The sequence below is a fragment of the Candidatus Nanosynbacter featherlites genome (assembly GCF_037013405.1).
In the GTDB taxonomy this organism is placed as follows: domain Bacteria; phylum Patescibacteriota; class Saccharimonadia; order Saccharimonadales; family Saccharimonadaceae; genus Nanosynbacter; species Nanosynbacter featherlites_B.
Window position 1 is genome coordinate 741,887 of record NZ_CP146064.1, and the last position, 24,914, is coordinate 766,800.

The 24,914-nt window shown below is 45.9% G+C and carries 24 protein-coding genes and 1 pseudogene; all 25 read right to left on the reverse strand.

Annotated features, from left to right (window positions below):
* Positions 1 to 8: 8 nt before the first annotated feature.
* Positions 9 to 1,562, reverse strand: a complete 1,554-nt coding sequence (locus tag V4210_RS04010; protein WP_338520746.1) for an RNA-directed DNA polymerase — start codon at positions 1,560 to 1,562, stop codon at positions 9 to 11.
* Positions 1,562 to 2,698, reverse strand: a complete 1,137-nt coding sequence (locus V4210_RS04015; protein ID WP_338520747.1) for a restriction endonuclease subunit S — start codon at positions 2,696 to 2,698, stop codon at positions 1,562 to 1,564. The genes V4210_RS04010 and V4210_RS04015 overlap by 1 nt, the downstream gene beginning before the upstream one ends.
* Positions 2,695 to 4,752, reverse strand: a complete 2,058-nt coding sequence (locus tag V4210_RS04020) for an ATP-binding protein (RefSeq protein ID WP_338520748.1) — start codon at positions 4,750 to 4,752, stop codon at positions 2,695 to 2,697. Before V4210_RS04020 ends, V4210_RS04015 begins: the two co-directional genes overlap by 4 nt.
* Positions 4,745 to 6,238, reverse strand: a complete 1,494-nt coding sequence (locus V4210_RS04025; RefSeq protein ID WP_338520749.1) for a type I restriction-modification system subunit M — start codon at positions 6,236 to 6,238, stop codon at positions 4,745 to 4,747. The genes V4210_RS04020 and V4210_RS04025 overlap by 8 nt, the downstream gene beginning before the upstream one ends.
* Positions 6,239 to 6,266: 28 nt before the next feature.
* On the reverse strand, positions 6,267 to 6,920 hold the full coding sequence (radC, locus tag V4210_RS04030) for a RadC family protein (RefSeq protein ID WP_338520750.1): 654 nt from the start codon (positions 6,918 to 6,920) through the stop codon (positions 6,267 to 6,269).
* On the reverse strand, positions 6,920 to 7,780 hold the full coding sequence (locus tag V4210_RS04035; protein WP_338520751.1) for a prenyltransferase: 861 nt from the start codon (positions 7,778 to 7,780) through the stop codon (positions 6,920 to 6,922). Before V4210_RS04035 ends, radC begins: the two co-directional genes overlap by 1 nt.
* On the reverse strand, positions 7,764 to 8,060 hold the full coding sequence (locus V4210_RS04040; RefSeq protein ID WP_338520753.1) for a lycopene cyclase domain-containing protein: 297 nt from the start codon (positions 8,058 to 8,060) through the stop codon (positions 7,764 to 7,766). The genes V4210_RS04035 and V4210_RS04040 overlap by 17 nt, the downstream gene beginning before the upstream one ends.
* Entirely contained in the window at positions 8,045 to 8,359 is a 315-nt protein-coding gene (locus V4210_RS04045; RefSeq protein ID WP_338520754.1) for a lycopene cyclase domain-containing protein, read from the reverse strand. The genes V4210_RS04040 and V4210_RS04045 overlap by 16 nt, the downstream gene beginning before the upstream one ends.
* Entirely contained in the window at positions 8,356 to 9,870 is a 1,515-nt protein-coding gene (crtI, locus tag V4210_RS04050; RefSeq protein ID WP_338520756.1) for a phytoene desaturase family protein, read from the reverse strand. The genes V4210_RS04045 and crtI overlap by 4 nt, the downstream gene beginning before the upstream one ends.
* The gene (locus tag V4210_RS04055; RefSeq protein ID WP_338520757.1) at positions 9,867 to 10,349 is read right to left on the reverse strand and encodes a phytoene/squalene synthase family protein; all 483 of its coding nucleotides are present in this window, start codon (positions 10,347 to 10,349) and stop codon (positions 9,867 to 9,869) included. Before V4210_RS04055 ends, crtI begins: the two co-directional genes overlap by 4 nt.
* Complete coding sequence (locus V4210_RS04060) at positions 10,327 to 10,686, reverse strand: phytoene/squalene synthase family protein (protein WP_338520759.1); 360 nt, start codon at positions 10,684 to 10,686, stop codon at positions 10,327 to 10,329. Before V4210_RS04060 ends, V4210_RS04055 begins: the two co-directional genes overlap by 23 nt.
* Before the next feature lie 28 nt (positions 10,687 to 10,714).
* A complete protein-coding gene (locus V4210_RS04065; protein WP_338520760.1) occupies positions 10,715 to 12,871 on the reverse strand; it encodes a cutinase family protein in 2,157 nt (718 codons plus the stop codon).
* Between the two features lie 52 nt (positions 12,872 to 12,923).
* A complete protein-coding gene (locus V4210_RS04070) occupies positions 12,924 to 13,382 on the reverse strand; it encodes a hypothetical protein (RefSeq protein WP_338520761.1) in 459 nt (152 codons plus the stop codon).
* Between the two features lie 126 nt (positions 13,383 to 13,508).
* Positions 13,509 to 15,815, reverse strand: a complete 2,307-nt coding sequence (locus V4210_RS04075; protein ID WP_338520763.1) for a hypothetical protein — start codon at positions 15,813 to 15,815, stop codon at positions 13,509 to 13,511.
* Positions 15,812 to 16,474 (reverse strand): ferredoxin--NADP reductase, encoded by a 663-nt coding sequence (locus V4210_RS04080; protein WP_338520764.1) that lies wholly within the window; start codon positions 16,472 to 16,474, stop codon positions 15,812 to 15,814. The genes V4210_RS04075 and V4210_RS04080 overlap by 4 nt, the downstream gene beginning before the upstream one ends.
* A complete protein-coding gene (locus tag V4210_RS04085) occupies positions 16,459 to 17,202 on the reverse strand; it encodes an anaerobic ribonucleoside-triphosphate reductase activating protein (protein ID WP_338520766.1) in 744 nt (247 codons plus the stop codon). The genes V4210_RS04080 and V4210_RS04085 overlap by 16 nt, the downstream gene beginning before the upstream one ends.
* Entirely contained in the window at positions 17,150 to 19,279 is a 2,130-nt protein-coding gene (locus V4210_RS04090; protein WP_338520768.1) for a ribonucleoside triphosphate reductase, read from the reverse strand. The genes V4210_RS04085 and V4210_RS04090 overlap by 53 nt, the downstream gene beginning before the upstream one ends.
* A gap of 158 nt (positions 19,280 to 19,437) precedes the next feature.
* Entirely contained in the window at positions 19,438 to 19,977 is a 540-nt protein-coding gene (locus tag V4210_RS04095) for a kinase (protein ID WP_338520769.1), read from the reverse strand.
* Entirely contained in the window at positions 19,974 to 20,984 is a 1,011-nt protein-coding gene (locus V4210_RS04100; RefSeq protein WP_338520771.1) for a hypothetical protein, read from the reverse strand. The genes V4210_RS04095 and V4210_RS04100 overlap by 4 nt, the downstream gene beginning before the upstream one ends.
* A gap of 88 nt (positions 20,985 to 21,072) precedes the next feature.
* A complete protein-coding gene (locus tag V4210_RS04105; RefSeq protein WP_338520772.1) occupies positions 21,073 to 21,852 on the reverse strand; it encodes an ABC transporter permease in 780 nt (259 codons plus the stop codon).
* Positions 21,849 to 22,754, reverse strand: a complete 906-nt coding sequence (locus tag V4210_RS04110) for an ABC transporter ATP-binding protein (protein WP_338520774.1) — start codon at positions 22,752 to 22,754, stop codon at positions 21,849 to 21,851. Before V4210_RS04110 ends, V4210_RS04105 begins: the two co-directional genes overlap by 4 nt.
* A 60-nt stretch (positions 22,755 to 22,814) precedes the next feature.
* Positions 22,815 to 23,189 (reverse strand): ASCH domain-containing protein, encoded by a 375-nt coding sequence (locus tag V4210_RS04115; protein WP_338520775.1) that lies wholly within the window; start codon positions 23,187 to 23,189, stop codon positions 22,815 to 22,817.
* 328 nt (positions 23,190 to 23,517) lie between these two features.
* Positions 23,518 to 23,682, reverse strand: coding sequence for a hypothetical protein (locus V4210_RS04120; protein WP_338520776.1), 165 nt, complete (start codon positions 23,680 to 23,682; stop codon positions 23,518 to 23,520).
* Positions 23,679 to 24,342 (reverse strand): annotated as a pseudogene (locus tag V4210_RS04375) (response regulator transcription factor). Before V4210_RS04375 ends, V4210_RS04120 begins: the two are co-directional and overlap by 4 nt.
* Before the next feature lie 3 nt (positions 24,343 to 24,345).
* Positions 24,346 to 24,879 carry a DUF1697 domain-containing protein gene (locus V4210_RS04135; protein WP_338520779.1) on the reverse strand — a complete coding sequence of 178 codons (534 nt, stop codon included), beginning with the start codon at positions 24,877 to 24,879 and terminating at the stop codon, positions 24,346 to 24,348.
* Positions 24,880 to 24,914 lie beyond the last annotated feature (35 nt).

Consider the following 24,914-nt stretch of genomic DNA (forward strand, 5'->3'; position numbering starts at 1 on the left):
CAGATGCCCTAGCTTGGTATGTCTCTAAAAAGGTCAACCTCCTGACGATCAATAGATATTTTATTCGTCTCCCTGATGCCTTGTAGCATATCGACGTCAACTATACTTGTGTCTCTAACTGTTTTCATTATATCGTCCTTTAGCCAATCAATACACCAGATAATAGAATTATCAATATATGCTCTTTCACTGACTAACCGGGTTAATAATTCATTAAATTGCAAGTTCGGATCAATAGAGTAAGATACTCGCTGCAACCAAATATCTAATAAGCCAGTGTTAGGTATAATCTTGAACTTATCAAGAATTTTTTGAACAAGGAGTCCCCTCCTTGACTCACTCGCCCCACGGATAGTTAGACTCGCAACCGCCATCGCCATATTGTAATACTTAGGGTTTTTAATTGCCATATTAACTACAATACTCAGCATAACTTCTGGTTTTTCATAATCACGTAAGCTTTTCCCTTTATCTAAGTAATCAAGAAGCTCCTCGTGAAACATATTTAGCTGGCGAGACACCATACCTGAATTAGGATATTTATAACTAGCTGCATAAATCTGCATTAACCATTTTGCAAAATTATCTTTTTCTTTCTTTATATTCGGTATGAATAATTCTTCGATCTTATCCTTTTTAATAGAACTCAAGACTATATCGCTGCTCTTTTTGGTTTTCTGTGCATTTAATCTGAGACCAAGTATTGCTAAAATTTCAGTTAACTCTTTCAGTATACGAGCTCCTAGATCTAGCCTATTGGTAAAAATTCGATAGTCATCCCTGTAGCGAACAATGGAATATTCTCTTTTATCAATATCTTTTACAGCTTGAGCTAAAAGACTATCAGCGTATGCAAAGATAAGCTCAGCAATAAAATCAGAAAGAGTATTTCCCTGGGGTATCCCGTTTGTCTGTCGATGATTCATCATCTGAAAATACTCATCAATTTTACCTCCCAGAGATTTTTTATCACGATTAGCATAAGCCTCTTCTTTGCCATGAAGAGCCCATGAAATAGAATGCGTATATATTGATCCATAACAGTTTGCAACATCAGTTTCTAATACATATTGAAAATCAAGACCTTTAGTCGCACAGTTTTGTTCAAATTTCTCCCACCAAGCACGTATTTGCTCCGCTTTCGCGCTTTTCTTTTTTGAAGGTTGCATTGGAATACTAGCAACTTCAACATTACAGTCCCTCCTTAACTCAGAAAATCGCTTTTTTATAACACTCCAATTATCCTCTTTGGTAATATAATGCACTAACCCTACATAAAGAACTGGATTTATTATCTCAAATGGCCTCCAAGCTAATTCACCATCTTTGTTGCCGTAAATCACTTTATTTACATCATGTCTATCTCTTGGGTCTTTCTTCTTACGACTACCCTCTTCTGGATCAAAAAAGTAATTAACATCATAACCACCCATCTTACTTGACACGGCTTGAAGTATTGGGTCAAAGTTAAAATATTCAGGCAAATCAAAGTTTACATAACTTTTACCGTCCAGCAAAAAAGCACGAGCTTGCTTATGATCAAATTCTAATATATTAGCCATTATATCTTAATCTCTCCGGAAATTAATTTTGGTAAAAGCAAATCACGAATGTTAGATAAATAATCTATTTGCTTCTTGTTTTTATGTATCATATCAAACAATGGTCGCACTCTCTGCTCAAAAGCATTAAAATCGCAATCTGGTAAATTAGCAATCTCCAAAAGCTCTATGTGCTTTGGATAAATATGCGGCTGACCAGAGCCAGTTTGCATATCATATATCTCTTTTTGCTTATTCTTGAGGAATAAATAGTAGGTATAAACATATTTGGTAATTGTTGAGTCAATGTACGAAGAGTCTGCCGACCAGACTGGTTCACCCCAAACAGATACAAAGCCAGCATTTGCTCCGGATGCACTTATCGTAATAACTGGTGCAACTGTGTTTGCTTTATTATGAAATCCAGCTGGTTTCAGGCCACCGCTAATAACCGGCGTGTCACCACAAATCATATCTCTAACTTGCAAACTTCTACCTCTTTTTGGGTGAAACTTTTTTCCTAAAGGTATGGTCTGTATATTACCATTACTCTGCTTAGCTTTATCAACAAAATAATGACGAAAGAGAGCTTGACCGAGCTGCTCGAGGGTTTCATTCATGTGGCGATTGAGCTCGATTTTTTCATCAAGACTGCCGAGGATATTGGCAATTTTCTTTTGTTGGTCGAGTGGTGGCAGATTAAGTTCCATATTAGGCACCGCTTTGACTGATAAGTGCATTACTGTACTGCCATTGCTATGTGCTAGCATATACTCTCGAGTAATTGGAGACTTTAGATAATAAAAAAGATACCTAGGATCAATGACTTCTGTATTTGTTACTATTATTTTCGACAGATCCAACGAAAAGCAAGCACTCCTGCCTATATCTGGCATAATTATAGGACTACCGATAATTTCACGATTCTGAGTAAGATCTGTGTTTGCTATCAGGATGTCGCCAGACTCAACATATTGCGATGGTTTTATTTGTCCTGCGTAATATTTTATGCCATCAGCATTATATCCCCCACCCCTAGCAACAGACTTTAGGTTCACAAAAGCAATTCCATTTTCTGAATTAGAATAATCGGCACTTCTGTATGAAATACCTTTGATAATCTCTGCAACCTCACCAAGTAGGATCGTTTTTGTCATTTTTTTATTGCCCTTTCGGTAGCCTCATCCGCGTTCGTATAATCAATTGCAAGCCTGTCGCGTTCAGTTTTTAATTCATTTTCGATAAACTTATGTCTACACTCCACGTCTGCAAATATATCACTCCATTTTCTAACATAGATTTTACAATTATCCTTTGAGAATATTAGCCCTTTTTCTTTCTCCCCATGCCCTTTATTGGTGTCAATTTCACCCTCTATGTAGCCTGATTCATTAAATTTATTACCAACAAGCACAAAATCCCAGTAAGTATTATCACCATTAAACCGAGAGTCTGAAAATATTGTTCGTTGATATCTCTTGATCTGAGACACTTCTTTCTCCCCAAGCAAAACAGCGGGTCGTTTCAGCTCTATTACTAGGTTATTTATGCGATCGTTTTCAATACTTTTTCTACATAAAAATAAATCCATCTCCTTATTCTTATCTGGAGATTCCATATTCACATCTTGCTTTTTGCCGCCACGTAGTATATATAGATATTCTGACAATGCTTTTTCAAATTTAGCTTCAGTACTAGAAACAAGATTATATTCCTCTCCAAAAACCCAAAAATTATGATCCAAAACTTTTTGCACATGATCAACCTCACGAGAATTGAAGCTATCATTAAAGACTATCTCCTTTAGAGCATCAATTGTAGTATAACGGTTTTGAATCATCTTAATAGTTTGAATTATGGAGTTTAGTTTATTCACCTTTAATAGGTCCGCTAATTGTTTCTGTTCTTGATCATCAAGCCGCACAACAGCGTCGATAATTGTATATATCTGATCGCGCTGATTTGAATCTAGAAGTGCGTTTAGAAGATGTATAAAAGTCTTTCTCTGCTCTATACTCGAATTACCTTCACCAAATATTTTCGGTTGGATTTTATAAATATCTTTTATGAGAGTTTTTAGTTCGTTATTGCGAGGAATTTCCCAGCTGTTATTGACTTCAGGAATAATGTTCTCTTTTTCATACTTTTCAACGAGATCATCTGCCATCTTTTGGAGATGCGGACTACGCATGCGACGTAGGTAATCGTTAATTTCGGAAATAACATATTTAAATTCCTCGTCTCGCTTACTATTAAACTTTTGCTCTTTATTTTGTAGAGTGCTTTGGTCATAATCAATTTTGTCCTCGTATGAGAACATGTCAAAATAATCACTTCTTATATATACGCTATGATAAAATTTATCGCCTTTATTGTTCAGTAGGGTTGTAGATTTATAGTTCTCCTTGCCAGTTGAATCTATTAGATAATATCGCGAGAATTCTTTATTTAGTTTTTTCTTCCACTGAATATACTTAACATCAAAGCGAGTTGATGTTGCATCGTGAATAATCTTCTCATCCCTTTCACCAGCTATCATTTCTCTATAGTCAAGAGGACTACCATTAATAGATATAGAGAACATCTTATCTTTGAATAATTCTAAAAACCAACAAAATTCCTGTAACAGGTATTGTTTTACGGTAGTCTCAATATTGCCCGAAGACAGCTCGCGTATCCCCTCAAATGTAACCTTTGTTGACGTCCCATGCTCATATGGTATTTCAGAAACAGGCGAATGAGCACCCGTATAACTATGCAAATCATCAGACTTGATTTCTATATCATATTTATAAAGCTTACTGTTTTTTTCATATACCGTTGTCCATCGTGCAATATTTGCAAACGTAAAAAAAGTAAGTCGACCCACTCCATTTTTGCCATGCACCAAAGAATGATGCCTGGAGTCTGTCTTATTTAGCGCCTTTTCCGATTCATGAAAAGGCTTAAACTTCACAGACAATAAACCCTGAGGTATTCCACTTCCATTATCTGCTATAGTAATACTTCTTAACGATCCTAACTCATTTTCTTCATAGCTAATGTCTATACTAGTTGCACCTGCATCAAATCCATTCCAAATATATTCGGCGATTGATTCCTGTGGCGAATAAGCACTTAATATAGATTTAACTCCGTCTCCACCAAGCTGAATCTCGTCCGAAACAATTGCTTCTGCTAGACTATCTTTTAATACTGTACTGTTAGTCATTTTTATATGATTCTTTTATTCTTTTTAGGTTTATAGAGATAGATTTTTCTAACTCACGGCTCTTCGCAAACTGCCCTTCAAGCTCAGCCGTTAACCGGGCAAATTTCTCGACGAACGGCTCACCGTCTTCTTCTATTTCCTCAACGCCCACGTAGCGACCAGGTGTCAATACATAATCATACTGCTTAATTTCTTCTAGATCGGCGACTTTACAAAAACCCGGCTGATCAGTGTAATCCGCACTAGCGGTTTTGTAATCATGATATGTCTTCGCCACCCGAGCAATGTCTTCTGCGGTTAGTTCACGGTTACGGCGGGTGACCATTTTACCCAAATTACGCCCATCGATGAACAGCACTTTGCCGTGGCGGTTCGCCCGGTTGCGCGACACGAACCACAGACAGCATGGTATGGCTACATTGAAAAATAGCTGACTCGGCAGTGTGACAATAGCGTCAACCATATCATTAAGAACCAGCTGTTTGCGGATATCACCTTCGCCACCAGTTTGGCTACTCATACTGCCGTTTGCCAGCACGAAACCCGCCGTACCACGTGGGCTCAAGTGGTGAATCATATGCTGAATCCACGCAAAGTTAGCATTACCCTTTGGCGGTAGACCATATTTCCAGCGCGGGTCAGCCTGCAAGTGTTCTTGACCCCAGTCGCTAATGTTAAACGGCGGATTGGCCAAAATGTAATCAGCTTTCAGATCAGGGAGCTGGTCATCCATCAGAGTGTCGCCACGTTTGATATTCGCATCAATTCCCCGAATTGCCATATTCATTTTAGCGAGTCGCCAAGTGGTTTCGTTTAGCTCCTGACCATACACTGCAATGTCGCTGACACGACCAGCGTGCTCCTCGACAAACTTCTCACTCCAGACAAACATACCGCCACTACCGCAACATGGGTCGTACACGCGCCCGCTGTATGGCTCAAGCATTCCTACCAGCAATTTCACGATGGAGCGCGGCGTGTAGAATTCACCACCGTGTTTACCCTCGCTGTCGGCAAACATACCCATAAAATATTCGTAGACTTGACCAAGTAAATCTTTGGAGCTGGCAGTGTCGAATTTGATATTTGTAAATAAATCGATAAGTTCACCCAAGCGACGCTTATCTAGAGCTTCACGAGCATAATTTTTCGGCAACACACCCTTCAGACTAGGGTTGTCTCGTTCAATTGCCTCCATAGCACTATCGACTAGAACGCCAATTTCTGGCTGCTTGGCGCTCGCCACCAGGTGTTCCCAACGAGCCTCCTTGGGAATCCAAAAAACATTCTCCGCCAAATACCAATCCCGATCTTCAGGATCATAGTTCTCATCAATCGCTGCCTGATGTCGCACCGAAAACGCATCTGAAACATATTTTAGAAAAATCAGCCCCAATACCACATATTTATAATCCGACGAGCTGATATTACCCCGTAGTTTATCCGCCGCAGCCCACAACTGCTTTTCAAGCTCCCTTGTATTCATAGATAAATTATATCAGATTGGGGGTCGTTTACTCTGAGTGTAGCAGACTTTTGTAGTCAGTTTTCGTAACAATAATATGATCATTAAGCGTAATGCCAAGCAATTTTCCCGCTTCTGCCAGCCTATTCGTAACATCTTTATCAGCCTGACTGGCTTCCAAACCCCCACTCGGATGATTATGCGCCACGATGATGCTGGCGGCGCGGTCGGCAATGGCATCAGCGAAGACCTCGCGCGGGTGCACCAGACTGGCCATCAGCGTACCGATAGTCACAACCCGCTTGGCGATCAAACGATTCGCGCCGTCCAGCGTCAAGCAGACAAAATATTCCTGTTTTTTATCGCGAATGTCGGCCAGTAGCTCGACGGCTTTTTCTGGGCCGTCAATAATTGGCTGGTCGCTATCCAGCAAATACCGCCGCGCCAGTTCCAAACTCGCTAAAATCACCGGGATTTTCGCTTCACCCAATCCAACCACGCCACGCAGATCATCATACGAAATATCGCCGCCTTTTTGACGCACAATTTTCAGCACCTCGCGCGCAATTTTACCGACATCCGCCTGTTTATTACCGCTGCCGATAATCGCCATCAAGAGTTCCAAGTCGCTCAGCCGCGCCGTACCGTAACGCACTAGTTTCTCGCGGGGACGATCATCGGGACGGCGATCTTGCATTTTCATCACACACCCCACACCTTCATCAATAACGTCACGGTTACCACCGCCCCAGCGACATAGTTCAGCCACAAGAAACGTCGCCAGCCCGCCCGTGCCTCCGCCGAGCGTTCATCACGAATTCGTACAAACGGCAGTAGATTGATGATATATAAGCTGCCTGCAGATGCCACTGGCCATGCCGCCACACCCAGGCACGCTACCAACCCGACCGCCGCCACGTACAGCAGTATCGCTAACCAGACGGTCGACCGCGCACCAAACACCGTGGCGATGGAGCGAATCTTGGCTTCGCGGTCTGGCACAATATCCTGCACCGCACCAAACGCCTGACTAGCCATACCCCAGCAAAAAAATGCGACAGCCACCAACCATCCCGCTTGCGTCGTGCCAACCAACGAATAGGCATACAGCAGCGGACCGACAAAATGTAGACTTGAGGTCACCGAATCCAGTAATGGCACTTCCTTAGACCGCAGCCCCTTCGCGCTATATGCCACCACAAAAAACAACACCACCGCTAACACCAACGCACTTTGCCAGTTGCCCAACAGCACCAATGCCAGCACGAATGGCAGGCATGATAGCACCGCCGACCACACGATCAACCGATGATATTTCCGTGGCGTCACGGCGCCTTCGACACCGCCCTTGCGGGGATTTCGCATATCTGATTCATAGTCGCACACGTCATTAATGCCATACATCAGCAAATTGTACGGGATGAGGAAAAACAGCGTACCAATAATCAGCCGTGCGTCAATAGCCCCGCCCATGACCACATAGCCCGCCGCAAACGGATAGGCCGTATTCACCCACGACAGCGGTCGCGAGGTCATAAATAAGACGTTAATTTTTTCTTTCACGATTTAACCCCTTCCAAATCGCTGGCACGGCCAACCCCGCCAAGAGTGAATAAAACAAATCTTCAATCGGCGCTAGCCCCACGTGTATTCCCAAAATTTTATCTGCAGGATAGGTAAACATACCCAAGTAAATCAGTAGTGAATCAAACACAATCGTCGTCACCAGCAATACCGCTAGCGTCGCCCACACCGCACGGCCAAATGTTAATAATTTGCGCCATGCCAGCACACCTAGTACTGTCGTCAAAAACAGCAGATTGAGTACTATATATGTCGCCATCGCTTTACTCCCGCCCGGTAGACTACCAGGCTAAAATAACTCAAAAACAGCAAGAAGAACAATTCTTCCAACGGAAATTCTGGAAATAAATACACGCCCGACATATACGGCGAATGTCCGCTGAGAAAGATACCGAGCGAGATACCACAAACATCCCACACGATGAACGCGCTGGTCATAATGAGCACGGTCAGTACTGTACGGCGAGCATCATACCAGTAGGCTAGCCTATACCACCAGTCCAGCACTGCCATCCCCACCCAACTAACAATAATTCCCGCTAAATACAGCCAACTCATATATCCTCCTTGGTGAGCGGTCCACGACAGCGGTTTCCCGTGATGCGCTTGTAGGTCAGCTGCGCACTGATCAAGCACATCGGCAGACCTATCCCCGGTAGCGTCCCCGCACCAACATAATACAAATTTGGCACTTTTTTACTGCGATTACGCGTACGGAACATAACGCTTTGGCTGAGTAAGTGCGATTCACCACCAAAGGCGTTGTACTGCCAGGCATTAAATTGCTCGCCAAACTGCTCTGGACCATAGACAAGCTGAGAAACAATTCGCTCAGGCAGATCAGGCTCGCCAGTCATCTCAACAAGAATCTGGATTATCTTATCCTTGCAAGACACTTCTTGTTCTGGCGTCAGCGTTATGCCAGCTGGTAACGGCAGCAATACAAGCAAATTTTCATGCCCCAGCGGCGCCAAGTCAGGATCGGTCTTGGATGGGTTGCAGACGTAGAGCGAGGCATGCTCTGGCACTGTGCCAGTTTCATAAATCGCCGCAAAGTTTTCACGCCAGTTTCTCACAAAGTAGAGATTATGATGTTGTAAATTCGACAATCCCCCTTTGACACCCAGCGAAACCAGCAACGCGCCTGGCCCCGGCTGGCGTTTTTGCCAATACTTTTCGGGGTAGCTTCGAGCAGCTGGCGGTAATAATTTGGTTTCAGTATGATGGATATCGGCTGCTGAAATTACCAAGTCAACCGCAATGTGTTCGCCGTTCATCAGTTCAATACCCGTGGCCTGATGACCATCCAGCACAATCTGCTTTACCGGCGAATTATAATGATATTTCACACCCAAACTTTTTCCCAACCGCTCCATGCTATCCGCCAATTCCATCATGCCACGCCGCGGATAATACACACCGCTACGAAAATCGAGATGACTCATCAGGCTGTAGACAGCCGGTGCTTGAAACGGGCTGGAACCCAAAAATACCATGTGATATTCTAGCAATTGTTTAAGCCGAAGATCCCGAAACCAGCGGCTCACATGAGCGTCCAGTGTCCGCCACACTAGCGGCAACATGGTCGGTAACTGGCGCAGAAGCGGCCACTGTAACACATCACCAACCCGCGTGAAATTGTTATACAGCGCGTGCTTCACCGCCACCTCATACACCTGGCTGCTACGCGTGACATAGCGCTGTAGTTTTTCACCTGCACCGGGTTCAATTGCCTCAAATATTGCCATATCTTTATCAACATCACCCTGAATAATCAGTGGCTCATAGCCTTCACTCCACACCTTGTAGCCAGGCGAAAATCGCACCAAGTCGAGTTCTTGCTCAGCCGATCGATCAAACAATTGATAATACTGCTCAAAAATCTCTGGCATCAAATACCACGACGGGCCAAGATCAAAGGTAAAGCCATCTTGCTTGACCACTTGAATCCAACCACCGGCTGACGGGTTCTTCTCGTATACCGCCACCTGGTACCCTGCTTTCGCCAGCAAATTTGCCAGTGCCAGCCCGCCGTAGCCCGCGCCGATGATCACCGCTTTCTTTGTCATAATCCCACTACTCCTCTCACAAATAATAGTAGCTTTACGCTGTTCGGTACCCGAATGCGCCTCGCTTTAATGTCGGCAACTGATGCTTTTTGTAGCCGCCGAAACAGTGCCTCATAATACAGCATACTAGTGCGTACAGCCCGCCGGATGATTAGTGGTAGCTGCTTGATATTTGTTTTAGCAAGGGCAAAATCCGCCGCGATATCCGCTTCGATGGCCCGCTTACTAGTCTCACTAAACGATGGATAATCAACGCCCGGGAAATACACCCGCCCCAACACTTCATAATCTGCCTTCATGTCACGCAAAAAATTCACCTTTTGATAGGCCGCACCCAAGTGGCTGGCACCATCACGCAACTTCCCATACTGAGCTGCATCGCCTTCGACGAACACCTTGAGACACATCAACCCCACCACTTCCGCCGAGCCGTAAATATAGCGTCGGTATGCCGCTTCATCGTATTCGGCGGTCATCATATCCATCCGCATACTTGCAAAAAAAGGGGGAAATTAACTCCCGTTCGATACCGTACTTTTGGGCTGTCAGAGCAAAGGCATGGACGATTGGATTGGTCGAATAGCCCTGCTTGCACGCCCGGTAAACCACTGATTCAAAGTTGTCTAGCTGAGCTATCGCATCATCGCCGCGGTACGTGTCGACAATTTCATCCGCTAGCCGCACCATGCCATAGACTGCGTAAATATGCGGCCGAATTCGTGATGCAAACAGCCGGCTGCTCATCGAAAACGAGGTCGAATACCGCCGAGTTAATCGCTCTGCCAGCTCGTAGCTCATTTGCTGGTATAATTCCATCAGCAGCACCTTCCTTGCATACTACTAATTATACCCTAACGATATACCAAACTATCCAGTTAAACGACCATTTGCCAAACGTTATTTTCTGATAACGACAAGCGATGGTGATTGGGCCTAGTTTGATGCTATATGGACATTGCTTGGCAGCTGGATCTTCCGTCTGAGAATGAGCCGTCTTATTATCAATCTGTACAGTTGTGGATTTACCAACATACCCGTCAGCTTTCATACCCGTCACAGTGATTGTTCTGGTTTTTGATATATCGACATCGGTGATGTCAAGTTGTCGCTGCTCGCCGACCGCCCAGCCGAGGTTATTGTCATCCAGACGAATCAGCCAGCGCGAAGACAAATTATCAACTGGTTGCCAATTGAGCCGAATCGTCGCCGTATCGCCATTTCGCTCAATAATTTTTGCCGAGACCTGAGGCGCTCCAGGACCAACAGGCCGATTAGGCTTGATGCCAACTTTAACGGGCGCCGATACGTTTGATACTGTGTCGTTATCAGCACTCATTCTCACCTGCATGATGCCATCAAACTTTTCAGTGTAAACATGGCTAGCAACTGGGTTTGTCGTTGTTTGATCAATCTTACCATCGCCATCAAAATCCCATTCGTACTTTGTGATCTTGCCGTCAACGACATACGAATCACTGGCATCAAAAGTAATTTCCTGGCCAATATTTGCATAATATTCACCAATCTTCAACTTAGCGTTTGGACGATTCTTGATTTTAGTTAAGGCTTTTGTTAGTGCGCCAATTGTATCATTCTCGCCACCACTAACAACGACTTGGCCCGAGGTTTGTTTAGCGACATCTGTGTACGAACTCGCTAGATGATGTTCCACGACCGGATACACGTTTACTGGATCAATTTCTAGCGAACGCTTAGCCACAGCCGCCACGGTCGAACCATCAACCTTATCCGGCTCGTGATAGCCAGCATCGGTCAACAGAATTATCGCCTTCGTCGCTCCCTTCTGCCACTTCATCTCATTCATGGCCACCATACTAGCATGCAACGCCGCCTCTGGATCATCACCGCCGCCAGCAGCAGAAACACTATCAAGCTTGGTAAGCAGATCAGTGGTATCTGACTGTAAATCTGATAATTTTTTAGCAGTATATTCATCACCAGCATCACGATACACAACTAGTCCAACTCGTCCGTTCAGTTCTTTGATCTTTGAGCTATAATTCCTGATGAATGTTTTCATCTGATCAATATATGGCGACATCGACCCGGTGGTATCCAAAACAAACACCACATCAGTTCCCGTCGTGCCCATATTATTGTTTGAACGCTTGTCATTGATTATTGGGCCGTCTTGCGGAGTAGACTGAATAGCCTTATTTAACCGAATAGCCGCCTCAAATACACCATCGTCGATTGGTCCATTGGTATTGGCATATTTACCATGTCCATCTGTATCCCAAGCAAATTTTGAGCTGCCACATACATAGTCATGACCGAGACACCATAGTCCAGTCTTTACATTATCTTCGTCTGGCAAAAACGGTTTTCGTGCACCAAGTGCACCGTTATCAACGAAGCAGTTAGCAATTTCGCGGCGATAGGTTGATAATTCTTTCTTAAAGCACGCTGGCGGCAGGATACCTTCACCTTCTGGCAAATATAATTTAGGATCGCCAAACAACATCGTAAAGACTATCTTCTGCTTGATGTCAGATGATATGCCAGGCAAGGTCTGTCCAACCACCTGCGCACCCTGTGAGTAACCTCCCAAAATGAAAAACTCTTTGGGACATTTGCGGTGGCGAGCAGTTAAATAGGCGTTCAATTCTGCGACACCTTGATCGACGCTTTTGCCATAATCATATCTCATACCACCACTCATCTTGGCGCCAATGGCGTTGCCATTCATAAGATTACTAACATTAACCGCTGGATATTGATTACCCCCGTAACTTTCGCTGCCTAGTTCGTAGAAATTGAATTTGGATTTATCGCCAATCCTAGACAATAACTGACTCCTAAATCGTGCAGCTTCACCTTTATCTTGACCAACCTCCTGACCAGAGCCCCTAGCAAATATCCCCGTAACCATCGTACATTTATTATTAACGTTCTCTGCCGCAGCATTAACATTAAAAGCAACTAGATTGACAATTATAGCCGCTACAAGTGTATAGCTTATTACAGCTCGCTTCTTCATAAAGACTACCACCCCATCATCTTAATAATTAACAGTTCATACTTAAAACAATTTAATCAATATTATCAACAAACCCCCTTTCTCTTACCGTTAGTCCTATACTCGTCATGTCATCACGATGTGAAACATTTATTCTATACTGATAGCCATTTCTTTTTCCACTAAATTCACAAACGTCAAGGTTCTTATCCTTACATCTATCCTCTATTTCCAGTAATTTATCGTTATTAGTAAACTTCTTAATATCATCATAATTTATAAAATCTTTATATACCCATGCTTTATAAACTTCTGGGCAGTTCCCCATTAGACATATAGCTTTTGGTGGTACAATGTCATGATTAGTCTGTTGCCACCCATCAAGCGGCCTAAAACTATCCGCCACCGCCTCGATATCTTTCGTACTACCTTGCCACAATACCAAACAAGCTACTAGTCCAACCAAGACCACCAAGCTGACAAATAAACATAAGGTTATCTTTTTTAAATTAATTTTTTTATTACCCTTCATATAGACCTCCCTATAATCAAAAGACGCCCCAAAGGGCGCTTGAAAACTAAAATAATTGGCATATTGACTGGCGGTGCATAATCACAGACCATATACTGTTATTATAGCTTATGGTTTGTGCAATGTCTATCCTAGGCTCAGGTTATTTTCTCGCCCACTATAAACAACATAGACTGCCACCACCCCAACCAGTTTCGTTAACCATGAAACGACGCTGGCGCTACCAGTGGTCGGGGTTTTACTGTCTTCCGGATTCAGCCAACTGTCATCCATCCACAAGCCCAGCGATGGATGGTTTTTGATAATAAGGGAATCCTCGTCCGCGACGCTTACTTCACTGCTATAGTTATACTCGTCAGAAGCAGCATCCGTTGCTAACTCATCTGGCTCATCTAACTCGAGCTCTGCTGACTCGGTCAATTCTTCATCAGAAACAGGCTCTTCCAGCCTTTCAGGTGGCAGCTCAACATCTGATCTTACGTCACCAATCTCTATAACCGCTGTCTTAATTTCATCATCGCACCACAAGTTGTTTTCTCCCGATGTTGTCATAATCACATCAGCCGGTTTCTCACGAGGCAAACCATATTTTTCCAGTGCTTGCGCTGGCGCCTCCTTTGACTCAACGGTAAGGGCCGATTTAATAGTCGGTAGAGCAGGGGCTACGAGTTGCTCCACTGGCTCATAGTCATCCTTGGTAATTTCAGACACTGATGCTACCTGGAGATTATCCAACGGCTCTGTAGATTCAACCTCATCAGCCACAAAAACTTCCAGCTCATCAATTTCTTCACCTGTCATAATCATCGCTTCCGCTAACGGGCCTGTTGTCACTGCCTCATTCAAAGGCGCTTCTGGATCCGCCACTGACGACTGTTCAACAAAGAATACCACATCCTCCTCGGCCCAGACTTCTTCATCATTGACATGAAAATTCTCTTCTATTACCGCATCATCAAACTGCTCGACTAGGGAAGCCTGCGTTTCATAAACCGTCTGATCCACTACCAGTTCTTGACTACCACCCTGCGGTGGATCGGTCCAAAGTTCATCCTCATCAACAATAGTCTCGACAGGAATAACTGGAGTCGGTGCTTCTGGCTCGATTGCGGCATTCTCCGTCGGTACCACTTCCACCACCTCGTGTGCTACTGGCATATCAACAACAACAGATTGTGTTGAGTTATGATCAACCGCGGGCTCCTCACCTACAGAAGACACCTCCTCGCCATATTTAACATAATCTTGAATTGGTGACGTCATAACCACCGGCTGATCAGGCTGCTCCTTTACTGGCACTGACATCTCCACCGCAACCACTTTTTTGGCAGGCATTTCATGTTTCACATCTTCCATCGGTACATTAACTGGTGTGTCCGACATCCGGACAGAGGACCCCTGCTCAGTGACTAGCGGTGCGCTCTTTTCTTCCGGTTCACTCATTATACGATAGCTATTGTCATCATCCCCCGTGTCATCGGCTATGGTAGTATGTGGCAGCGTTTCTCTTGACGGCACCTCAACTGGTGATACTGGCGACAAACTGTCAGTCGTATCCATCACCTCAACTAACTTTGGTTCTTTTACCTCAATTTGCGGGGACGCTTGAATATCACTCACCACCGTGTCAGTAAAATCGTCACTTACCTTTTTCGTATCCTCGACAATAGGCACGACTGGATCAGCTTCAACTGCCATCGGCGTTGGCAAAGCCACTTTATTTTCCGGTGTTAATTGCTCGCTCATCTCAACCGGTTCATCAAGGACAGGATTGGTAACTTGTGGCTTTGCCGCATAATCATCTACTCCCGCATCCTTCACAACTTCAATGGTAGTCTCCACTGCCTTAAAATCTTCCTCATCATGAACATTGCTCGTCTGCTCTTTGGAGCCGTCGTCTTTCTCTGTTACATTTTCACCATCCAGAGCCACCTCCATCACATTAGGACTTGCTGCTTCTGACACCTCTTCAGTTTGACCCAAGTTGCCAGCCTCATCAGTCTCTGGCACCACCTGCGCCCAAACGATTTCACCTGGCGCTTCGTCCTCTCGGAGTAATTGCTCCAAGGTGCTCAGCTGCTCTTCGGGCTGAAGGTCATTATTTTTCTCCATCATTGCGGCTTGACGATCTTGACATAGCCCCAAATTGACACAACCAAGGCACGCCGCTGTACCAAAGTTTCGACAAAGCTCAGGATCAATCGGTGCAGAGTATTCTTTTGTGTCATCATCAGACATAGCAGCATCAAGCTCGGCTTTACCACTAGCCACCGCCACCAAGTCAAACTGACTCACACCGTCAGTCACCGCTTCGTCAATGCCAAACGAAAAATCCTCACCCTCACTACCATCTCTCAATGACGAAAATACATCAAAACCATCACCGTCAATTCCTGTCGGTGATAATTCTACGGTAGTCGTCGCCCCAATCATTGCTCAAAAAATGTCTCCGTTGAAATATACGATTCATTAACTCCAGCGGCGGTTAGTTTTTGCCAAACATCGCGTACAAACGGCAAGCTGCCGCAGACTAGAAAGTGCGCATCGTCCGGCGTTTCAGCGACGATTTTCGCCACCTCAAACCGCCCATTCCGCCAACCATCTGTTTCCTCAACCTGCTGGCGGGTACTAAACTTATTGACCTGGATGGATGAGGCCGCTAACTCCTCGGTAAACACCATATATTCTGGCGATTTTTGGCTCAAATAGAGAAAGGCCGGCTGCTTGGCGTCCGCCAAAATACTCCAAATCGGACTGAGCCCGCACCCCGCCGCGATGCCAACCAGTGGCTGCTCAGTCTGCGGATTGAAATCGCCGTATGCCCGGCTAATTTGCAGCGTGTCACCAACCTGGCGTGAACACAAATAGCTGGAGAATTCACCGCCAACATTTTTCACGGTAATCGACATCAGCTCTTCACTCGGGCGCGAGGAAATACTATAGGCCTTGCCTTCGCGCACCTGGCTGCCCTCAATGAACACCGTGATGTATTGCCCCGCCATAAAATCAAACGGCCGCGCAACATACAGCGTTGTCACCTCAGGATTTTCCTGGCGCACCCGCACAATTTCGACAGTTAGTGAATCACGCATTCCTCGACATACCTTTCCATTATGTTTTGAGCGGCCCTGAATTCCTCATCAGTAAAGGTGTGGTAATTGGCAAATTTCGGACTAATGGTGGTGCCAGTGCGAAAATGCTGCAAGGCAAATCGCTTGGCGCCTTTAATCAACTCGCCAATCTTTTCAAAATCCGCCACCTCCAGCTGCTCACGGACGATGGTCGTTCGAAATTCATGGCCAATTCCCGAATCAATCATCAGCCGCACATTAGCTTTGATTGCCGTGAGATCAATCGGCCGCGCCGCAATCTCCACGTATTTTTCTAGTGGACCCTTAACGTCCATGGCGATAAAGTCAATCGTCCCCTCCTCGACCATGCCGCGCACCATATCCGGGTGCGTGCCGTTGGTGTCTAGCTTGACATCAAAACCAAGCTGCTTGATCATCCGGCACAGCACCGGCAAATCTTCATTGACCGTCGGCTCGCCTCCAGAAATCACCACGCCATCCAGTTTGCCAATGCGCGATTTTAGAAAAATCATCGCCTCCTCAACTGGGATGCTCGGCGCTAACCGCTCGGGCAACACCAGCTCAGGATTATGGCAATAACCGCAGCGCATATTACAGCCAGAGAGAAACAGCGCTGCCGCCACGTGCCCTGGATAGTCCACCAGCGACAGCTTCTGAATCCCGCCGATCGCCACCTTAAGCTGGGACAGCGACGGCGTTGACTCGCTGATGTTCGGCGGCATCGTCATAATGCTCCCTCATGTCAAATTCAGCTTGTTTACCCTTGTTCCACTGGGACGTCGGACGCAAGAAACCAACCACGCGTGAGTAAATTTCAGTCGTTTCATTACAGCTTGGACAGGTTGGATGCTCACCAACCAAGTAGCCGTGATTCTTACAAATACTGAAGCTTGGGCTGAAGGTGAAGTATGGCAGTTTGTAGTTTTCACAAATCGTCTTCACGAGTTTTTTCAGCGTCTGCGGATCATCCATGCGCTCACCCAGGAAGAAGTGAATCACTGTACCGCCCGTGTATTTAGTCTGCAAATTATCTTGCAAATCCATCAGCTCAAATAGATCGTCAGTGTAGTTGACCGGCAAGTGGCTGGAGTTGGTGTAGAACGGATGTTTGACCGCTGCACCCAAGCCATTGGCAAAGTGGGCTCGGTCAGGGAAGCTAGCCTTGTCGAGCTGCGCCAAGCGGTAGGTTGTACCCTCAGCTGGCGTCGCCTCCAGGTTGTAGTTATTGCCCGTTTCTTTCTGGTATTCCACCAAGCGGTCGCGCATGAAATCAAGCGTTTTCTCGGCAAACGCCTTACCCTTTTCAGTGCCAATGTCAACACCCAGCAGGTTCAACGCCGCTTCGTTGGTGCCAATCAAACCGATGGTTGAGAAGTGATTTTTCCAGTATTGGTTAAATCGCTGCTTAATGTTGCGCAAGTAAAACTTAGTGTACGGATAAAGGTTAGCGTCAGTCAATCGCTCCAATACCTTGCGCTTGGTTTCCAGGCTATCTTTCGCCATATCCATCAATTTAGCCAAGCCCTTAAAGAACTCTTTCTCGTTCTTTGATTTCAGTGCCAAACGTGGCAAGTTGATCGTCACCACACCAACTGAACCAGTCATTGGGTTTGAACCAAACAAGCCACCCCCGCGATATTCCAGCTGGCGATTATCAATGCGCAGGCGACAGCACATTGAGCGCGCGTCTTCTGGATCCATGTCGGAATTGATAAAGTTTGAGAAATATGGAATGCCATACTTGGCGCTGGCTTCCCACAGACTTTCAATCACTGGATTATCCCAGTTGAAATCCTTGGTGATATTAACCGTTGGGATTGGGAAGGTAAAGACTCGGCCATTAGCATCACCCTCAGACAAGACCTCCAGCAGCGCCTTGTTGAGCATGTTCATCTCTTCTTGGTAGTCGCCGTAGTTGGTATCCTGCATTTCACCACCGATGATCACTGGATTGTCAGCCATGTGCTTTGGACACTCGAGATCAAGCGTAATATTGGTAAACGGTGTTTGGAAACCAACTCGTGTTGGCACATTAACGTTAAAGACGAATTCTTGCAGCGCCTGCTTCACCTCGTCGTAGTTCAATTTATCAGCGCGAATAAATGGCGCCAGCAGCGTATCAAAATCAGAGAATGCCTGAGCACCAGCCGCCTCACCCTGCAAGGTGTAGAAGAAGTTTACCACCTGGCCCAAGGCTGAGCGGAAATGTTTAGCTGGCTTAGACGCCACCTTGCCGGCAACACCCGTGAAACCTTCTTGCAGCAGATCAGTCAAATCCCAACCAACACAGTACACACTGAGGAGATTCAGGTCGTGAATATGCAAATCACCCTCTTTGTGTGCCTGACCAATCTTTGATGTGTAAATTTTGTCCAGCCAGTAAGTCTTCGTAACTTCCGCCGATACGTAATTATTCAACCCCTGTAGGCTGTAGCCCATGTTGGAGTTCTCATTCACCTTCCAGTCCAGGTTACCAATATATTGATCGATTAAATCGACATGTGCGTTAGATGTAATTTCGCGCAATTTTTTGTGCTGGTCACGGTAGATGATGTAGGCCTTAGCAGTTTTCTTAAACTTAGAATCAATCAACGTATCCTCGACGATATCCTGGATATCTTCAACGTCTGGTAATTGTTTTTGGTTGCGAACTTCCAGTACCGCCAATACTTTTTCGGTCAGTTCCTTGGCTGTTTTTTTGTCAAATTCGCCAGTCTCCAAGCCCGCTTTTTCAATGGCTTTTTCGATTTTTTTGCGATCAAATTTGACGGTGCGACCATCACGTTTTTTGATTGATTTGTACATACCCCTCCTTATTATGGCAGCAACAAACAGACCCCAACCTCCCCTAGGGGTGCGTGTTGCAAAAAACGTTATTTATTTTCTAAAACACCATATGTAGTGCTTAATATAGAATATACACGCGATATATAGCGTCTGTCAATGAAAGTACATTGTATTATTTACATGTGAGACGCGGAAGATGTTGTTCCCTCTGATAATGCCAAAACGTCGCGGCGAATCATATCAACAATTTCTGCCTGGACTTGCTTCTCGCCAATTCGCTGCTCACCTGGCACACCTAAAATATCTTGGTCTTTCCACCACTGGCGCATTTCCGCTTCGCCAAATTCATGAGCGTTTGGCTTCGTGGCGTGGCGGCGCACCGTTTCCTCAAACGATACGTCAAAATAATAAATCAATTTTTCGCCCTGAAAATCATTCAGCAGCTGGTGCAGCATCGCGCCGTATCTTTTATTGCTCAAAATACCTTCCAGAATCACCGTATATCCAACGTTATTGCCATACATACACAGATCATAAATCAGCTGAATCGCCGGGTTGTTTTCACTGTCTTTCACGCGAAGTATTTCCCGGCGCACCACATCCTGCGACACCAACATCGTGCCGTAGCCTAGTTGACGCTGGAGTAGGCGCGCCGTGCTGGTTTTACCGCAACCAGAATTACCGCGGAGAATGATTAGCGGATGAGAGGTCGTCACGTGTACTCCAATAAATCATAAGCGGTGGCCGCTGACAGCGCCTGCATTTGGCGAAGATTATCACCTGGCTGGAGCGGCGGCTTGAGGCTGCGGATGAGATAAAAGCCAATAAACGCCGCCAGCATTTCCGTATTCAGTTCGTCTAGCCATGGTGTTACATCCTGACCATGCCGCGCCATGTCGACCAGAAACTCCGTCGCCCCAGACCTTCGCGGCGCATAGGAAGCCCAATTCCAATCAACTAATTTCAACTCACCAGTTTGCGGATGAAACGCCAAATTATCACTGCGCACATCACTGTGATTAAAACAATCTTCTGGCTGTTTGACGAAGTGTTTGGCACGTACCGAAATATCGGCTAATTCATCGCTCCTACCGAGTAATTCCATCATCTTCTGGCAGCGCCACTGGTTAACTTCTGATTGCTCTGGCAATAATATTCGGTAGTTATCAATCAACTGACGGCGAATATCAGCCTCAGCAATAACTCGATCAATACCGTCATCCAAGCCAAGCTCCGCCGCTACAAATGGTTGCAACTGCAGTTCCTCAATCACCTCGTATGGTAACTCTGTTCTTTCCAACTCGCGAATTGCCGCTACCACCGCCGAAATATACCGCTTGGCCACAGATTTTTCCGCTGGCGGCCGCCACAACCAGCCGTCGGCCGACACATAACTGGTTGTCATCAGCACATGTCCATCACCAGCCAACGTAGTCCAATCAGCCACATATTGCGGGTGAATTTTCTGCAACATCCGCATCACTTCATAATCTTTTTTCAACCAAGCTAACTCAGTCTCGCCATCATCAGGCAGTAAATCAACATCAACCTCTTTGACAAAAATCGTCCGATCGCCCGCCGACACCAAGGCGCGGCGATTACGCGAAAAGCCGCCGCTCACCGAGGTAATTTGTAAATCAGATACATCGACACCGAGCTCCGCTACAGCACACTGCAATGATCTGTCGGTCAGCAACTTATCAGGGCGAGGCAAGGTTTCCATATGGAAATTATAACATTTACCATATACCTGTTCTATTGCGCCATATAATCAGGCAGATATATACCAGGTCATATAACGACATTCTGTATCACACTCCCGTGTCTCGCCGATAAAATCCGATCACTGCCACGCCAAGTGACACCAAACTCACACAAACCAAAATGACCAATTTCCCTAAGTCTAATCCGTCCATCAAAGTACCTGGGATATTGTAGTAATGGATCAGCGACCAAACGTCGTAATCTTTCCAGCTTTCGATCAACTTGGCGGTAATCGACAGGGCGTACATTGCTAGAAAAAGCAGGCTGCCAACGCCAACAGCCAGCCCGCGCTTTCCCGTCACCGCCTGAGTGACAAAGGTGAGGCTACCAAAACTAAGCCCCAAAAACCACAAACTCACACAAGCCCCAGCAACGTGCGTGAGGTTTGGATGAAAGTCAAACAGCGGACCGATGAGCGCAATGGTCATACACAGCAGCACCGGAGGAATTACCAATAACCCCGCCATCGCCGCATATTTTTGCAGTACAATCATCACGCGAGTCCGTCGACTAGCGAGGAGTAACTCCAATGTCCCCGAATCCTCTTCCCGACCAATTACCCCAGCGCCCAAAATAATCGCTGTAATCACCACCCCGACCATCGCCACCAGTGGAAATAGCTCAATACTCAGCCAGCCTTCTGGCGTGGTGCCAATCGCCAAGTCACCAACCACCGCTTTCATACCAGCCGGCATCATGCTGACAAACGGACTTAATTGATCGCTAAATTTATTGAATAGCGCTGAAAACAACACCGCCACAACACTAATGCCAATACCCAAAAACAGCGGCAGTTTGTAATTTTGCCGCACTGTCTGCCACATCATCGCTTTGCCTCCTCACCTTCATAATACCGCATGAATAATTCCTCTAGTTCTAACTCTGATTCGCGCAATAGTTTTGGTTTATATTCGGCGATGAACGAGACAAATTCCGCTGCGTCGCCTTTGACGGTGAATTCGTATTCGTCGCCACGGTGTTGAACATCGGTGATGGATGGTAATTTTTTAGCTGCCGCCAGGGACGGTTTTTTAGCAAAGGTCACAATGTAGCGGTGTGTTGACAGGTGCTTCATGGTCACGATGTGTTCAATGGCAATCAATTTTCCATCGCGAATAAAGCCAGCACGGTGGCAAATCTTTTGCACTTCAGCCAGGTCGTGGCTACTAACAAACACTGTGGCGCCTTGCTCGGAAACTTCGCGCACCAAATCGTAAAATACCTGCTTCATCAGCGGGTCTAGCCCGCTGGTCGGCTCATCCAAAATTAGCAGTTTCGGGCGGTGCATAAAGGCTTGAATTAGACCAATTTTCTGACGATTACCCTTGGAAAGCTGACGAATCGGTCGATCCAGCACTGCCTCAAAACGCTCAGCTAACTCATCAACATATTGCCAATCAACCTTCCGACCCGTCCGCGCCAAAAACTTCAGCAATTTCCGGCCAGTCATAGTTTCATACAGCGCAATGTCGCCCGCCAGATACCCAACCTGATCATGAAGGGCTGTTCGTTCCGCGGAATTCCGTCCACCCAGCAACTCTACCCAGCCATCCGTCGGCCTCAAAAAATCCATCACCGACCGAATCGTTGTACTTTTACCCGCACCATTCGGCCCAAGAAAACCAAACACCTCACCTTCATGCAGCTCCAGCGATACATTGTCGACTGCCAGCTTATGACCAAAGCGCTTGGTCAGCCCGTGTAATATCAGCGGTGAAGTATCACTCATAACGACTCCTTTTAGTCATCATTTGCTATGGTTTCAGTATATTATAGCCATACTGAAAGATTAAAGCAATGAGCGAACTTCCACTGCTAGCACGCCATAATGTTTTTGGTCAGCAGCAGAATAATATTTGTTGTATTCGGCAGCGGCAGCTTCGGCACTGGTGGCGTGCGGAATAACACGGTGGTAACCCTCGGCCTGCACCATTTCTAAAAAGGAATTGTAGTGGCGGATAGCGATAATCTCCACGCGTGCTTGATCTGGTTCGCCGTCGTGTAGTATTCCTTCGGCATCGCGAATATCGCGGCGCAGGTGAATCTTATCGCCGACTCGGTACTCGGCAAACTTTCCGCGATTCAATCGACCTTCAACCGTCTTCCGCCCGGCGATAATATCGTCGAGTAATTTTGATTCTCGTCCTGAGTGCCAGATTTTCATAATTCCTACAATGTTGTATCTTTTTTATAGTTTTTCTTAAATCCTAGCCAGCAGCGGTGTCATAGTAAAATTATAGCACGGCCAGCCTATAAAAGTGTTTCTGCTAGGCATGCCTACCAAGCTACAATAAAATCTTTAGGTTAGGCAAACCTTAAACGGCCATCGCCTGCATCTCCGGCCAAATTCGCTGCACCAGCCGTTTGCCACGTGTGGTTAGCCGCACCCAAGCGTCGCCATAAGCCTGGTCGATTGCCATCAATCCCTTATGCCGCAAGTCCGCCAGCCAATCGTCCAGTTCATCTGCATCACCGTCACTGGCCTGTGGATTTTACAACCAGTCGTCATATGGTTGCTCATCCAATTGCTCCAGGACAACCAGCACACTCAGCCAATAGCCAACCAGTAACATCATGCTATTGAGTGCCGCCAGCGACAACGTCATGATCACCGCCAGATAGCTCAGTGCCAGGCGTCTGACGCACTGCCGTTTCATGATTTGTCCTCTAGTTTATAGCCAAAACCCGGGACGGTGTGGATCAGTTTTGAGCCGAATGGCTTATCGATTTTGCGCCGCAAAAACATGATGAATAGTTCAACGTTATTCGGCAAGATATCGGCATCAAAATCCCATACGTGTGAGATGATTTGCTCTTTGGACAGAACCTTGTCGGCGTTACGTATCAGATATTCCAACACAGCATATTCTTTGGCAGTCAGGCTAATTTCCTGATTCGACCGCGTCACTTTTTTCAAACTCGGATCAAGCGTCAAATCACCAACCCACAAGACTTCTTCCAGCTTCTCGTTCGGGCGACGCAGCAAGGCACGAAGACGCGCCAATACTAAACGGCTTCGCCAAATAATCATCAGCACCCACGTCCAAGCCTTCGACAATATCCCGCTCAGCATCACGCGCCGTCAACATCAAAATCAGCGTCTGATTACCGTCTTGACATAGCGCCCGGCACACTTCATAACCATTCATCTCCGGCAGCATCACATCGAGAATAATCACATCATAGTCATCCGCCGTCGCCGTTCAGTAGCCCTCGTCACCGTCATGCGCCACGTCAACTGCATAGGCTTCGTCTTCCAAGCCTTCCTTCAGCGACCGGGCGATGGACACGTCATCTTCTACTAGTAAAATCCGCATATCCTACCCCAGCATCTTCCCTAACGTATCAAATGTTCGCCCATTGCGGATAGTGATTGATGAGTAAAACTTTTCTTTCATTAGTAATTTATGGTATGACGTACGCAAAAATTCTTGCTCGCTATATTTACCCCAAAATACCGCCTTTTTACCAAAATGAATGATTTCATCATGAAGTGGCATTTGACCAATCCGCTCCTTGATATACTCAGGATCGACGTCATCGGTATAGAATAATACGTCTTTTCGCGCCAAAGGCTGGTGCCACCACTCTGGTAGACCAGACACTTCACCTAAATACTCTTCTTTCGTCAGAATGACGTGCTTGATGGTAAACGGAAAACACCCTAACATGCCAGCAATATTCTTTTTGATTGTCGTCAGGTCATCATCAGTGTCAAATATAACATTACCACTATTGATATACGTGACGACATGCTGATACCCCAAATCTTCGAGACTTGCCGTAAGGTCGTTCATCGAGACTTTATTTTTACCGCCAACATTGACACCCCGAAGCAACAAGATATATCTCATATTCTTTAGTATACTATCGCCTGTGCTTCCGGCCA

Bases quoted from the DNA above. Each gene is read 5' to 3' on its own strand.
- V4210_RS04085 (WP_338520766.1), bottom strand. From the start codon at position 17,202: ATGACGATGCCGCCGAACATCAGCGAGTCAACGCCGTCGCTGTCCCAG.
- V4210_RS04105 (WP_338520772.1), bottom strand. From the start codon at position 21,852: ATGATGTGGCAGACAGTGCGGCAAAATTACAAACTGCCGCTGTTTTTG.
- V4210_RS04010 (WP_338520746.1), bottom strand. From the start codon at position 1,562: ATGGCTAATATATTAGAATTTGATCATAAGCAAGCTCGTGCTTTTTTG.
- V4210_RS04070 (WP_338520761.1), bottom strand. From the start codon at position 13,382: ATGAAGGGTAATAAAAAAATTAATTTAAAAAAGATAACCTTATGTTTA.
- V4210_RS04015 (WP_338520747.1), bottom strand. From the start codon at position 2,698: ATGACAAAAACGATCCTACTTGGTGAGGTTGCAGAGATTATCAAAGGT.
- V4210_RS04100 (WP_338520771.1), bottom strand. From the start codon at position 20,984: ATGGAAACCTTGCCTCGCCCTGATAAGTTGCTGACCGACAGATCATTG.
- V4210_RS04020 (WP_338520748.1), bottom strand. From the start codon at position 4,752: ATGACTAACAGTACAGTATTAAAAGATAGTCTAGCAGAAGCAATTGTT.
- V4210_RS04135 (WP_338520779.1), bottom strand. From the start codon at position 24,879: ATGAGATATATCTTGTTGCTTCGGGGTGTCAATGTTGGCGGTAAAAAT.
- V4210_RS04065 (WP_338520760.1), bottom strand. From the start codon at position 12,871: ATGAAGAAGCGAGCTGTAATAAGCTATACACTTGTAGCGGCTATAATT.
- V4210_RS04120 (WP_338520776.1), bottom strand. From the start codon at position 23,682: ATGAAACGGCAGTGCGTCAGACGCCTGGCACTGAGCTATCTGGCGGTG.
- V4210_RS04090 (WP_338520768.1), bottom strand. From the start codon at position 19,279: ATGTACAAATCAATCAAAAAACGTGATGGTCGCACCGTCAAATTTGAT.
- V4210_RS04080 (WP_338520764.1), bottom strand. From the start codon at position 16,474: ATGCGTGATTCACTAACTGTCGAAATTGTGCGGGTGCGCCAGGAAAAT.
- V4210_RS04115 (WP_338520775.1), bottom strand. From the start codon at position 23,189: ATGAAAATCTGGCACTCAGGACGAGAATCAAAATTACTCGACGATATT.
- radC (WP_338520750.1), bottom strand. From the start codon at position 6,920: ATGAAAATGCAAGATCGCCGTCCCGATGATCGTCCCCGCGAGAAACTA.
- V4210_RS04025 (WP_338520749.1), bottom strand. From the start codon at position 6,238: ATGAATACAAGGGAGCTTGAAAAGCAGTTGTGGGCTGCGGCGGATAAA.
- V4210_RS04110 (WP_338520774.1), bottom strand. From the start codon at position 22,754: ATGAGTGATACTTCACCGCTGATATTACACGGGCTGACCAAGCGCTTT.
- V4210_RS04045 (WP_338520754.1), bottom strand. From the start codon at position 8,359: ATGAGTTGGCTGTATTTAGCGGGAATTATTGTTAGTTGGGTGGGGATG.
- V4210_RS04075 (WP_338520763.1), bottom strand. From the start codon at position 15,815: ATGATTGGGGCGACGACTACCGTAGAATTATCACCGACAGGAATTGAC.
- V4210_RS04055 (WP_338520757.1), bottom strand. From the start codon at position 10,349: ATGATGACCGCCGAATACGATGAAGCGGCATACCGACGCTATATTTAC.
- V4210_RS04060 (WP_338520759.1), bottom strand. From the start codon at position 10,686: ATGGAATTATACCAGCAAATGAGCTACGAGCTGGCAGAGCGATTAACT.
- V4210_RS04040 (WP_338520753.1), bottom strand. From the start codon at position 8,060: ATGGCGACATATATAGTACTCAATCTGCTGTTTTTGACGACAGTACTA.
- crtI (WP_338520756.1), bottom strand. From the start codon at position 9,870: ATGACAAAGAAAGCGGTGATCATCGGCGCGGGCTACGGCGGGCTGGCA.